At 63.4% G+C, this 13342-nt stretch carries 9 protein-coding genes; 1 reads left to right on the top strand and 8 read right to left on the bottom strand.

The window, feature by feature from the left end:
* Positions 1 to 172 precede the first annotated feature (172 nt).
* The 7 genes from XM48_RS18655 to XM48_RS01045 all read right to left on the bottom strand — a co-directional run bounded on the left by XM48_RS18655 (position 173) and on the right by XM48_RS01045 (position 8825).
* Positions 173 to 529, bottom strand: coding sequence for a helix-turn-helix transcriptional regulator (locus XM48_RS18655; RefSeq protein WP_369699845.1), 357 nt, complete (start codon positions 527 to 529; stop codon positions 173 to 175).
* A gap of 1184 nt (positions 530 to 1713) precedes the next feature.
* The gene (locus XM48_RS16765; RefSeq protein WP_052961215.1) at positions 1714 to 3429 is read right to left on the bottom strand and encodes a leucine-rich repeat domain-containing protein; all 1716 of its coding nucleotides are present in this window, start codon (positions 3427 to 3429) and stop codon (positions 1714 to 1716) included.
* 938 nt (positions 3430 to 4367) lie between these two features.
* Positions 4368 to 4769, bottom strand: coding sequence for an SHOCT domain-containing protein (locus XM48_RS01065; RefSeq protein ID WP_046453925.1), 402 nt, complete (start codon positions 4767 to 4769; stop codon positions 4368 to 4370).
* 64 nt (positions 4770 to 4833) lie between these two features.
* The gene (locus XM48_RS01060) at positions 4834 to 5124 is read right to left on the bottom strand and encodes an SHOCT domain-containing protein (protein WP_046453924.1); all 291 of its coding nucleotides are present in this window, start codon (positions 5122 to 5124) and stop codon (positions 4834 to 4836) included.
* A 9-nt stretch (positions 5125 to 5133) separates the two neighbouring features.
* Entirely contained in the window at positions 5134 to 5559 is a 426-nt protein-coding gene (locus XM48_RS16760; protein ID WP_052961214.1) for a hypothetical protein, read from the bottom strand.
* A gap of 19 nt (positions 5560 to 5578) precedes the next feature.
* Positions 5579 to 7096, bottom strand: coding sequence for a leucyl aminopeptidase (locus XM48_RS01050; protein ID WP_046453923.1), 1518 nt, complete (start codon positions 7094 to 7096; stop codon positions 5579 to 5581).
* A gap of 40 nt (positions 7097 to 7136) precedes the next feature.
* A complete protein-coding gene (locus tag XM48_RS01045) occupies positions 7137 to 8825 on the bottom strand; it encodes an AbgT family transporter (RefSeq protein ID WP_231580755.1) in 1689 nt (562 codons plus the stop codon).
* Between the two features lie 127 nt (positions 8826 to 8952).
* Here XM48_RS01045 and XM48_RS01040 point away from each other — a divergent pair, with 127 nt between their 5' ends.
* Positions 8953 to 10521, top strand: a complete 1569-nt coding sequence (locus XM48_RS01040) for an SLC13 family permease (RefSeq protein WP_046453921.1) — start codon at positions 8953 to 8955, stop codon at positions 10519 to 10521.
* 253 nt (positions 10522 to 10774) lie between these two features.
* Here XM48_RS01040 and XM48_RS17350 read toward each other — a convergent pair whose 3' ends face one another.
* Positions 10775 to 12793 carry a CARDB domain-containing protein gene (locus XM48_RS17350; protein ID WP_197074117.1) on the bottom strand — a complete coding sequence of 673 codons (2019 nt, stop codon included), beginning with the start codon at positions 12791 to 12793 and terminating at the stop codon, positions 10775 to 10777.
* Between the last annotated feature and the right edge of the window lie 549 nt (positions 12794 to 13342).

The following is a 13342-nucleotide window of genomic DNA, read 5'->3' as shown; positions in this document are numbered from 1 at the left end:
CACGACGCCTGGCGACCGCGGCGACGTCCTCGCGGAACTCGCTGGGATAAGGACCGGGCATGATGACATCCTCCCCGCCAGCGCCTCCCGGCACTAACGATCAGTTGTCAGCGGTTCGTTCCTCACGCCCGCCTGAATGAGAACCCTCTGTGAGATCGCGCACGCCTTGCTCTTAGGGGAGCCTCCGAAACTGCAGCGGGGAGACCCCGTAGCGGCGCCGGAACCATGCGGCAGCGATACGCCGATCTTGCCAACCCACTGTCCGTGCAGCGACAACCACTGGCAGAGCTGTTTCCTCAAGCAAACGGGCAAACTCCGTCAACCGAGTTTCAGCGAGCCAGCGCATTGGCGCTACCCCGAATGCGGTCGTGAACTGTCTTGTGAGCTGCGACTTTGACATCGCGACCGTTCGGGCAAGCTCGTCCATCGTCCAGGGATGTGCCAACCCTGCTCGTAGCAGTCTGGCTGCACGTTGCGCCTCGGCAGCAGGAATCGGGCCAGTGAGCTTCCCTGCTGGTATCAGCGTCATAGGGTGGGGCGGATTGCTTCCCAAAACGAGCACGGGAACGATGTGCTCGGCGGTCTGAGCGAATAGTGACATCAGCGCGGCCACTGCGGCTGCTCCTCCTCGCTGAGGGATCACGCTCATTCGCCGCAATAGGGGCTCCAACCGGGCGAGCCGTTCGCGACCGGCCCGGAAGACGAGCGCGCGGCCATCCCATCCCGCAGGATGAAACCCGGGCCGTACGCGGTCCGGTTCAGGCAGCGCCCACATCATATGAGATCGCAGGAACTCTTGGTCAAGGTAGATCGTCCATGTTCGCACCCGAGGTGCGGGCACAGCCGAATACCATACTCCGGCACCAAGTACTAGTACGTCACCCGTAGTGAGCAAATGCTCACCGGTCGGGGTGACGATACGGGATTGGCCGGCCATGACATGCACCAGCTTCGCGTGCCCGAATGCGACAGGCCCCACAGGTGCGCTCCGCACCGACTCGATAGCAGCCAATGGCCCGAGCAGCGGCGCAAGCTCCCGCAGGCGAGGCTGAACCATGTTCGCTGTGCGGTTCACGTCAGCTCCCCCCCCCCCGAACACCGGCAAGACAATTCCGCGTACGACAGTCGCGAGAAGACCAGAATGAACGCTGAGGGATTCAATCAATGATCATCCCCAGCAGGCCTCCAACACCTGCGAGCCGCGCTGCTCGATGCAGGTATGGTTCTTCGCGTGGCAAGCCCGATCGCGTCAAGTGGGATCATCTACGGTCCTTAAGCAGCAGCATTCGTAAGATGAAGCCGTCAAAGATCGCAGCGGTTAAAAAAATACCGAGAGAGCGGATCATCGCCCTATCGCTGGATATGGACCTCTCGAAACCGGAGATGATCAGGCTGGCGACGCTCGCAAGTATGCTCCGGAAATACTGACAACTGACGGCACCGCTTCGGACGCGAGGCTGTCGCTGGCGAGATTCTGAACCCACTCGCGAAACGTTCGCCTGTGGGGCGTCAATCGTTAGACCGAAGATGAGGCTCATGATGATTGGAGCGAAACCGTGCACAGACACATGGCCCTTTTTAAGAAGACGTGACTGCGTATTCGACAATTGACGAGAGCTACAGGTGACTGAAATGCAAATCTGGTCAGTACACAAGAAAGCGTTGTGTGGGTGCCAGTTGATCGAGCACCCACACAACGCTTCGCATTCGGTTCTAGCTAGCGTGGCGTGACCGTCTCGCATGAACGAGCACCAGTGATGCGCCAGCAAGGAGCATCAGGAGCGCGGCCCCTCCCAGACTCCAGAACGCTTCGCCGCCGGTGGTCGGCAGGTTGCTTTCAGGGTTCTTCGCGTCAGCGTTGCTGACCGCCATGCTCCGGTTAGTGAGCGTTGCTTCGCCCTCGCTGTTGGTCGCGGTCACGGTGAAGATGAAGGTACCCGCCTGGGTCGGGGTGCCTTTGATCCTGCCCGTGCTGCTCAGTGAAAGACCGTCCGGCAGTGCGCCCGCGGTGACTTTCACAGTCGGGACCGGATTCCCGGTGACGGTGAACGCATAGTCGTATGAGGCGCCGACGACCCCAGCACCCGGCTTGCCGGCAATGGTTGGTGCGGTCGCACCAGTCTCGGCTGATGCGACCGTGATGCTCTGGTCAGTAAGCGTTGCTTCGCCCTCGCTGTTGGTCGCGGTCACGGTGAAGATGAAGGTGCCCACCTGGGTCGGCGTGCCGGAAGTCACATCGTCATTGCTCAGCGTGAGCCCGTCCGGCAGCTTCCCGTCGGTGATGGTCACCTCCGGCGATGGAGTCCCAGTCACCGCGAAGGCGAAATTATATGGAGTACCCACAACTCCATTCCCTGGCGTGCCGGTGATCGCGGGGATTTCTGCGAACGGCACTACGGTGTAGGCGGCTGTTCCCGAAAACATGCTGATTCCTCCGCTGGGAAGCGAGATAGTCTCGCTCCAGGCGAGATTCCAGGTCCCAGGCTCGGTCCAAGTTACGTCAGTCCCGGAAAGAATACCGACGCCGCCCACCACCCATACGGGCACGAGTGCTTGGTTAGAATTGATTACCGCGATTGCCTGAGGAACGTTCACCACTGCGGAACGAGCAGGATGCTGATCCCAGGCGGTTGCAAAATCCAGGCTCGACAGGCCGGCGAGCGGGTACAGGTCGGAAACTTGGTTGCCGTCAAGATGCAAATCTTCCAAGTTCGTGAGACCAGCGAGCGGGGTAGTATCGGAAATCTGATTGTAGTCGAGATCCAATTGTTCGAGATCCTCGAGACCCGCGAGCTGAGTGACACTCACAATCTGGTTGGTGCTGAGATCGAGACCAACCAGATCGGTGAGACCGGCGAGCGGGTCGATGTCTGCGATTTGGTTGTTGTCGAGGGTGAGTGCTGTCAGGCCAGTCAGTTCTTCCAGCGGGGAAACATCAGCGATCTGTTTATGTGACAGGCCCAAGCTGGTGAGGCTCGTGAGATCGGCCAGCGGTGAGATGGCGGAGATCTGGTTGTCGGAAACGTCCAGGCTGTCCAATGCTGTGAGGCTGGAGAGCGGTCCGAGATCGATGATCGCATTGCTGGACACGTCGAGATAGTCCAGGTTTGTGAGTTCCGTCAGCGGGCCCAGATCGGAGATCTGGTTGTGGTCCAGCTCAACCCATTGCAAGTCGGTCAGGCCCTCGAGCGGCCCGATATCCGTGACCTGGTTGGTTCCAAGCTGCAGAACCAGCAGGTTGGTTACGCTCGCAAGCGGAGTCACGTCTGCGATCTGGTTCTCGCCCAAGTAGAGATCTGTCAGCCCTGTGGCGTAAGCAAGGGGACTGATATCGACGATCTCGAGCCCTTCGCATATCAGTGAAGTCACCGTCGCCATATCGCCCTCAGTCACAGGGGCGGGATCAGCGATATCGAGGGCATCCCTCACGCAGGATTCCAGGTTTGCGTCTGGAAAGAGCACGGTATCACCCGGATCTGCCTGGGCGGGAGCAACTACGCCAAACAACCGGCACCGACGCAACCGCGGCCAGAGCCAGGCCTCGTTTCCACCAGCTCCTGGCTCCTGCCGCTGATCGATCTGGCCCGGACAGGCCTGGAAGTCTTGAAGGGTGCATAGTGGATATGTTCCTGCTCGCTGATAGAAGATCATACATCGTGGCCGCGTGGGCACGATTGAGTTCGATAGTACGGGGTGATGGGTGAGATTGAGTGGGGCAGGAAGCGCTTTGCGTGCTGATCGGTTCGAGATTCAGAATGATCAGTTGTTGGATCCGTGACTGCGTACCCAGGGCGCAGTATCCAGGGGTCTGCTCCAATTCTCGTCGACAGTCTGACGTGAGCTTTCAGTCTTGGTTCCAGGAGGGGCGGCTAGTGAGTATCTCCTATAGCTGAGTGAGGACGGCGGCTGCGCGGTACATTATGGTGAGTTCGTCGTAGCGGGTGGCGATCGCCCGCCATTGCTTGTTCCGGCCGAAGCCGCGTTCCACGACGTCACGGCGCTTGTACACGGCGGTATCCTGGCCGGGTGGTCGGACGCCGCGCCGTCCTCGCCATTTGCGGGCGGCGATCTGGTTGCTCTTCTCGGGGTCACGGCCTCGATGCCGCGGGCGTGTAGGCCCTTGCGGATGACTTCGGCGGGGTGGGCCTTGTCCACGATGACCGGCGGAGGATGCGAGATCCTCGAACCGCCAAGAGGTTCGCTCGGGTCCGGTGGATGTCACGGTGTTCTCCCTCCGCGTCGGTGCGCGCTTCAGCCGATCCGGGAAGGCGCGGTTTCGATCAGGTGCGGCCGATCGTGGTGGGCTCCCACCGAGGAGATATCGGGGAGAGGGGCGCGGCCGCCGAGCGAGACCGCGCGCCCCAGCCTCACGCCTGGGTCTTGGCGAGCGCGGCCGCCTTGAGCGACGCGTACTCCTCGTCGGTGATCGCCCCGGCGTCGAGCAACTGCTTCGCCCGCACGATCTCATCGGTCGGCGTGGCCTCGGCCGCCACCGAGCGGATGTACGACTCCGCCGCATCCTGCGTCTGCTGCGCCTGAGCCTCCGCGCGCTCGCCCATGCCGCGCCCGCGAACGATGAGGTAGACCAAGGCGGTGAGGAAGGGCAGGAAGACGAGGAAGAGCAGCCAGACGGCCTTCGCGAAGCCGTTCAGCTTCCGATCGCGGAAGAGATCGCCGATGATTGAGAAGAGCGCCATGAGGTAGGCGATGAACACGAATATCGTGAGCATCCACCAGATGGCGTCCCAGATGTTGGAGAGGAATGACATGGGTTTTCCTTTCGCTGCACGCTGCAGAGCAGATTGAATGGCTTGTCGGAAACAGACGGTCAGGTCAGATGGAGGCCAGGAGTCGCTGCTTCTGCGCATCGAACTCCGCCGGAGTGAGTACCCCGGCATCGCGCAGTTGCCCCAGTTGGGCCAGCTGGTCGATGAGGGCCTGCGTGTCGGGTGCGGCTGCCGGCGCTGTGGGCGGCGCTGCCGGTTGCGCCGGGACGTTCTGCGCCGGTGCGCTCTGCGCCCGGGCCGCGTCTTGGGCTGCCCACTGCGTCTGCTGGCGTCGCTGCACGTTCCCGACGACGCGGGCGGCGACGGATGCGCGAGCGGCGGTGCGGAGAAGACCCATGATGCTCCCTCAGTTCTTCGCGTCGGGGTCGGCGACCTCGACATCTGCGTTGTCTGTATCGAGATCCGCGGCGTCGATGCCGCCGGACCAGAGCTCGCGACCTGCGACGGCCGAGACGCTGCCCGCCACCGTGGCGAGTGTCCGATCCTCGTAAACCACGACCAGAGCCATCTCGTCATCGCCGAGATCCGCGGCGATCGTCGTCAGGTCGTCGGGCCGCAGGAGGTCGGTCTCGGCGGGGGCGAGGTCGTCCGGCAGTGACTCGAGCTGCGCGTGGCCGGCGGCGGCGCGCGAGACCAGCTCCACATCGAGGATCTCGGCCCGGCCTCCGCGGGCGAGCTCACGAATCTCGGTCGCGATCTCCGCGAGCCGCGCTGCGCGTGGGAGCGCGAACACCGCGAAGTTCAAAGGTCCGGTGTACTGGGCGTCGGACATATGGTTCTCCTTCTCCAGGTCAGGCCGAGCTCGCCGGGAGGCCGGCGAAGTCGCCTGCGAGATCGAGCAGCAGGCGCGCGCCGAAACCGGTCGCGCCCTTGGTGCGCCATGAATCATCGGCGTCCACCTGCATCGTGCCCGCGATGTCGAGGTGCGCCCATGGGGTGCCGGCGGTGAAATGGTCGAGGAAGAGCGCCGCGGTGATGGTGCCGCCGAACGGGCCGCCGAGGTTCGAGATGTCGGCGATGTCCGAATCGAGCTGCTTCCGGTACTTGCGCACCAGAGGCAACTGCCACACCTGCTCGTCGGTCGAACTCGACGAGCGGTTCACTGCGTCGATCACCCGCTCGTCGTTGCCGAGCAGCGCGGCCACATGGCCGCCGAGCGAGACGAGGGCGGCTCCCGTGAGAGTCGCGATATCGATGATGGCGTCGACCCCCTCCTCGTTGGCGAACGAGAATGCGTCGCTCATCACGAGGCGACCCTCGGCGTCGGTGTTCTTCACCTCGATCGTGGTACCGCCCCGTGCGGTGAGCACGTCGCCGAGCTTGTACGAGGTGCCCGAGGGCATGTTGTCGGTGCACATGAGCCAGCCGAGCACTTCCGCGCGCACCCCCGCATCCCGCAGTCCCGTGAAGGCGCCCAGCACCGCCGCCGCACCGCCCATGTCCATCTTCATGAGCAGATGCATCGGGTCGGACGGCTTCAGACTGATACCGCCGGAGTCATACATGATGCCCTTGCCGATGAGCCCGAGCCGGCCGGCCGGCTCGCCCTCCGGGCGATAGCGCAGCACGATCATGCGCGGTTCCTCGACCGAGCCCTGATTGACGCCGAGCAGGCCACCGCAGCCGAGCTCGATCAGCTGCTGCTTGTCGAACGTCTCGACGTCGAAGCCGAACCGGTGACCGAGCTCGACGGCGATCTCGCCGAGATCGGTCGCGGTGAGGTGGCCCGGCGGTGTATTGGCCAGGTCGCGCGCCACGACCGCTGCGCGCGCGTTGATCCGGGCGGCTTCGACGGCCGGCCGATCCTCCTCGGAAGTGTCATCGATCGCCAGCTCCACGAGCGGTGCGTGCTTCGGCTCGCTCTTCAGCTCGGTGTACCGGTAGCGGGCGAGCAGCGCACCCTCCACCAGCGCGGTGATCGCGGTCGATCGGTCGTCGCTCGGCAGGTCGAGGCTCAGACCGACGCGTTCGCGCGAGGCCGCCGCGCGCACGACCGCGGCCGCCGTATCGCGCAGCTCAGCCGGGGTGGCGGCCGAGGAGTCGCCGAGGCCGACGGCCAGCAGGTCGGGGCCGCTCGCCCTGGGCAGCAGCAGCGTCTGGCCGGGCTTGGCCTCGAACCCGGCGGCCACGAGCGCGTCGCGTTCGAGGCCGATCAGGACCGGTACGTCGCCCGACTCCGGGATGCCGACCGCGATGAGGTCGACATCGGACGTGGAGTCTCCGAGGCTGATCCGAGTCGCTTCTACCGCGGCCAGACCAGGAACGGTGGCGAAGTCCTCGGGAATGAGTTTGTTCGGACTGCGGGTCATGATCCGGTTTCCTTTCACGGGAGGGGAGAGAGAACGAGCGCTACCCGATTTGCACGGGCGATCCCGGCCCCCACGGGATGCCGGTGAGGAACCAGACGACGTAGAGCGCTGTCCATGCCAGCAGCATCCACAGCGCGTACGGGATCATCAGGGCGATGATCGTGCCGATGCCCGCGTCTTTCTTGTACCGCTGCGCCACGGTGACCATGAACGGCAGATACACCATGAGCGGCGTCAGCACGTTGACCGGCGAATCACCGACACGGTAGGCGGCGAGCAGCGTCTGCGGGGCAACGTCGAGCGACGCGAAGATGGGGATGAACACCGGCGCGAAGATCACCCACTTCGGCACCAGCCCGGGCAGGATGAAGTCGAGCACCAGGATCACCAGGATGAACGCGAGCAGAAGAACGATGGCGGGCACGTTCGCATGCTGAAGCGCCTCCGCGGCGGAGATCGCCGCAACGGTGGGTAGATTCGTCCAGTTGAAGAGGGCGATGAACTGGGCGATCATCAAGAACATCACCAGCAGCCCGCCCAGGCTCCCGAAGGTCTTCGCGATCGCGGCGACGGCAGCCGAACCGCCCTTCAATGTCTTCGCTCCGGCCCCGTAGGCGACTCCGCAGACCAGGAAGGCCAACGAGATGATGAACACCAGGCTCGCCATGAACGGCGAAGTCCCTACGATCTCGTCGTTCGACGGGGCGCGCAACGGAGCCCCAGGGGGCAGCGTGAGCGCCAGGATCACGACGACGAAACCGAGCAGGGCCCAGCCGGAGAACTTCAGTCCGCGCGCCTCGGCATCGTGGTCGATGCTGTCGCCATCGTCGGCGACGGTCATCTCGGACTTGTCGTAGCCGCCGAGTCGTTTCTCGGTGACGAACATGGTCACGAGAAGTGCGACGAGTGTGAGTAGGAACGTCGAGACGATGCCGAAGTAGAGATTATGGGTGACCTGCAACGGCTTCATCCCCGCAGCGGCCAGCACGCCGTTGGTCACCTCGGTGAGCATGCTGTCACTCGGAGTGATGATGAGGTTCGCCCCGAATGCCGCGCCGACAGCGGCGAACGCCCCTGCGAGACCAGCGAGCGGGTGACGGCCGACGGTGAGGAAGGCGGCGGCGGCCAACGGCACCAGGATCAGGTAGCCGGCATCCGTGGCGACCGAGGAGAGCACACCGACGAAGAGAAGGATGGCGGCGAGCCAGCGCCTCGGAGCGACCTTCACCACGCGGCGGATCAGCGCACCCATGAGACCCGCATGCTCGGCGACGCCCACGCCCGCCATGGCGATCAGTACGGTGGCGACGACACTGAATCCGGCGAAATTGTCCACGAACGACGTGAAGAAGAAACGCAGGCCATCGACCGAGATGAGGTTCTTCACCTCGAACGTACGGGTCTCGACGACGTACTTCGGAACATCGGCGGGCTCGCCCGTCGCGGTGTCGTAGATCTGCCAGTTCGTGCCGAACTGGTCGTTCAGCTGCGAGACCTGATCGGTGTTCACCGGAGTCGCGACCTCGTCGGAGACCGAAACCCCCACCCAACTGAGAATCGCCGAGAGCACGGCGATGAACCCGATCAGATACAGGAACATGATCGTCGGGTCGGGAACCTTGTTCCCCACCCGCTCGATCCAGTTCAGAAACCCCTTCTGGCGCGGCGCTGGAACAACGCTGGCAGCTGCTTTCATGTCTGACACTCCATACGTTCGCGAAAACGACACTGACGTCGCCGAGGAACAGACCTATAAAACCCGGGGCGAGTCATCAACAATGACATCCTAGCCAGATTTTATCGCTTTTCCTTGCCCACTCTATACGAGAATCCGCGCGCGGACTACGCTCGCTTATATGGATCCGATCGTCATCGTCTTCATCATCCTGTCGGTGGCCGTCGTTGCATTCGTGACGAACCGGATCCCGCTGGGCGTGATCGCCATCGGGGTGTCTCTGGCGCTGTTCCTCTCTGGCGTGCTGGATCTCGGCGAGGCTCTCGCCGGCTTCGGGGATCCCACCGTGCTGTTCATCGCCTCGCTCTTCGTGATCAGCGAAGCGCTCCAGTCCTCGGGCGTGATCGCCTGGGCCGGCCAGCAGGTCGTCTCGCGGGCCGGCACCAGGCGCGTGCCGCTGATCGTCGTGCTCTGCCTGCTCACGGCGGTCATCACCTCGCTGATCAGCGTGAACGGCTCGGTCGCGGCGTTCCTGCCCCTGGTGGTGGTAGTAGCGATGCGAGCCGGCATCGCGCCGTCGCAGATGCTGCTACCGCTGGCGTTCTCGGCGCACGCCGGATCGATGCTCGCGCTCACCGGCACCCCGGTGAACATCCTCGTCTCAGACGCGGCGGCGGATGCCGGCGCGCGACCGTTCGGGTACTTCGAGTTCGCGCTGGCCGGGCTCCCGCTGCTCGCCGGCACGGTGGCGATCGTGGTGCTGCTCGGTCCGCGGCTGCTGCCTGAGCGGCACGCGCCGTCGGCGCCCATGGACGTGCTGCGGCTCGCGGAACTGCTGCGCCGCGACTACGACCTGGCACCCGCCGACATCGCGGTGAGCGCGAGCCGCGGGGTGACCGAGGTGATGATCCCACCGCGTTCGCAACTGATCGGCATGCACGTGTTTCCCGGCATGTGCACGCCCAGCGGCGACCTGGTGATCCTCGCCGCGCGTCGTGGCGATGAACATCTCGACGGGCCGAACTCGACGCTGCAGGCGGGGGACGCGCTGCTGCTCGACGGCAGCTGGGACGATCTCAGCCGGCACACCTCCGACGACCGCGAGGTTCTGGTGGTCGATCGCCCCGATCTGCTTCGCCGCAGCATTCCGCTGGGGCAGGGGGCGAAGCGCACACTAGTCGTCACCGCCACGATGCTGGTGCTGCTGGTCACCGGAATCGTTCCCGCAGCGGTCGCCGGCCTGCTCGCGGCATGCGCGCTCATCCTCATGAAGGTCGTCTCTCCCACCCAGGCCTACCGCTCGATCTCGTGGACCACCGTGGTGCTCGTCGCCGGCATGATCCCGCTCTCGACCGCATTCCAATCGACCGGAGCCGCACAGCTGATCGCCGATTGGCTCCTGACCGCGGTCGGAGGGTTCGGCCCCACCGCGGCGCTCACCGCGATCGCGATCGTCACGCTGATCCTCGGCCAACTCATCAGCAACACCGCCACCGTGCTGATCATGATCCCCATCGCGCTCGCGCTCGCCGACGCCATGCACGTCTCACCGCTGCCGTTCCTGATGGGACTGACCGTGGCAGGTGCTGCGGCGTTCCTCACCCCGGTCGCGACTCCGGCGAATCTCATGGTGATGCAGCCCGGTCAGTACCGCTTCGGCGACTACGCGAAGTTCGGGCTGCCGTTCGTGGCGCTGTTCTTCGCGGTCGCCGTGTTCTGGGTGCCCCTCATCTGGCCGTTCACAGCATAAGAGAGCAAAACTTCCGCGGTCTCCTAATTTCTCGTGCAATGCTCTCCATGAATTTTCATTCTGCCCGATGACCGGCATATTTGAACACGCGAGTAGCCCAGGCGAAAGCGATCGCGAACTTCTCTTCCCGGCACCCAGAGCAATCCCTAACTGTCCCGGCCTTGTGTAGTCAAGGTCACCCAAGCCGACCAGGGGCGACCGCGAATTGAGACGATCGGAAATGACCGCAAGAGCGAGAAGTCCACTCCTGCTGCTATCGATTCTGCACTCTTCTGCGCAACACCAGGAGAGTGCCTGCGGCTGTGCCGAGCAGTCCAAGACCGGCCAAGATACCCAGGCCTTGTCCGCCGGTCACGCTCAATTTGTCGTCACCTTTTCCATCGTTAACCGGAGGCGGAATTATGGGCTTCTTAGAAGCCACAACGCTTGCGGTATACACGCGGACGAGGGGATCGACCCCGAGCTCATCCGTGCAAGTTCCTAGTGCCTCTTCACCGGTGCAGCGCATCGCGATTCCGCTGGCGCGCGCGGTGTTAACGAACTTCTCGGCTTGCTCGGCCTTCCATGTGCAGGAGCTGGTGCGCGTCTCTCCCGGCGAAAGAGTGCCAATCTGCTGGGAGCAACTGGTGACGTCGAGGTCTTCGAGTTTGACATGGTCGAGGCGAACGTTGCCGTCGTTCGTGACCCTGATCGTGAAGGTTACGGTGTCTCCTACGTGAACTTCTTTCTGGGAGACGGACTTCTCGATCTTGAGTGAAGGGCGAGCTGCCTTCGCTGGGGCCGTGCTCTCTTCCTCAACGGTGTTTCCGAGCGGGTCGGTTCCGGTGATCGTCGCCGTGTTCTCGTTTCCGGCGATCGGCGCAGTCGCAGAGCAGCTGAGCGAGTGCTGTGCTCCGGCGGCAAGCGTTCCAAGTTCCGCGGAGCAGCCCGGCACCTTGGGATCCTCGACATGGACATCGCTCAGTTCGACGTCGCCGGTGTTCTCGACGAGGATTGCGAAGTTCACCGTCTCCCCGTCCAGATACAGGGCCTTGTCCGCGGACTTGGTGATCGACAGTGCCGGATGGATGACCTCGACCGTGGCGCTATCCTCGTCGCTGAGTTCAGTGCCGAGTTCGGTACGAGCCGTGACGGTAGCGGTATTGGTCACAGTCTGCTCCGGGAGCACGCCCTGGCAGGTGTAGGTATAGCTATCGGATACCAGGAAGCTCGATGGAATCTCGCGGTCGCAGCTTGCTTCTTGCGGGTCGGTAACAGTAACGTCGTGGATCTCAGCAGGGCTGGGATTTGATACGGTGATCGTCCAGACCACCGGGTCTCCAGGTCTGCCCATAGAGATATCCGCGGTCTTCTCGATATGCACGCTCGCAACGGGCGCCTCCAGCCAGGCAGACTGCAGCCAGTAGCCATCTCCATTCGTCCGGAACCCCAGCGTCGCCTGCGTATCGCCAGCATGGATGAGGTTAGTCGTGAAGTCGTTCACGTCAACGCTGAAGTTCACACCCCAGGCCGGATCACTTGCTCCGGTCGCGGAAGAAACGAAGAAATCGTTGAGGGTGCCATAGCCAGTCGGCTCAGGAACATCGGTCCCGTTGATTGAGAAACGGTCCCCGACGGTGCCTCGATCGCCTTCGTAGGCGACGAGCCCGACCCTATTGGTCGATGAAACCGCTTCGAATCCGGTAAATACGGCGGTAGAGGGAAGATCGGCCGAGCCCTGCCGGACGTGTCCCTGAGAGATATTGATGGCGTTCTGGTATTCGGCGACCCCGGCAACGGGGCCGTCGAAGGCCCATACCACCGTGAGACCCCAGCCTGCGGTGCAGTTCACGCCAGCGGGTGCCCAGATGTTCGAGACGGTCACGGTTGTGACGCCGGAGAGCCCTGAACTCTCCAGCAAGCCGGTCACGTCCGACCAGCCCGTGTACATGCGGTCGCTGTTGTTGGGCCAGCCGGCTCCGGTGTCGCGGGTCACATGTGGCGTCACCCAGGTGGGTGCTGAACCGTTGATCTGGATGCCAGGAGACTGAGCCTCAGGAGTCGCCGCCGCCGGCGATGAAGGCATTGTCGTGGGGAACTGCGTCGCATACTGCTGCCCCACGATGTTGCACGACCTGATCGATGAGGTAGTACCCCCGGAGGTCCTGAACTCTCCCGTATGGCCCGCCCATTCGAGCATGGCGTACTTGATTGAAGCTCCGGCAGGTATTGTGAACTGCGCAGACGAATTGTTAAAGGTATCGCTTCGCCCGTCGGTGTCGTTCCAGCGCATTGAGTAGTCGTTGTTGTTCGTATAGGTGCCGGCAGGGACCGTACCGGCTTGTGCTTGGGCGCATGCCTCGAAACTCGTGCCAGCTCGCAGGTTGACTCCATCGGACGCCGTCGGGCATCGCATGTTCCCGTTGCCCACTGAGAGCACTGAACCGTAGACCGTGTCGGAGTACACGGATTCGAGAGGCAGGACGACCGACGCCTGAGCAGCCGCGGAGGGGACCGATAGGCCCAGGGCAACTCCAGCGAGGACCAACAGGGTCGAGACGAAGCTTCTCTTACGGCGGGGCAAAGAGGATTCGGGTTTCATGTGCTGCGTAGCTTCTTTCAAGTCAGGGCTGAACTCGTGTGCAGCGCCGGACCGCCACTTAGTGGGAGTGATCATAGTTCACTCAGGCGCATGAGGCTAGAGCTGCCATGGCATTGCCTCGCGCTTGAGGTCGGCCGGACCATCGTCACGGGTCCTCTTCCCCGACGTCGAGGTTCCTATCTTGTGATGGCCCAGGCTCAAGGGGAAGTTACGCGCGCACGGGGGGGGGGGGGGGGGGGG

The organism is Leucobacter sp. Ag1 (assembly GCF_000980875.1).
GTDB classification, from domain to species: Bacteria; Actinomycetota; Actinomycetes; order Actinomycetales; family Microbacteriaceae; genus Leucobacter; species Leucobacter iarius.
Note: the sequence above shows the minus strand (reverse complement) of the source record. Positions and strands in the feature narration are given on the sequence as shown.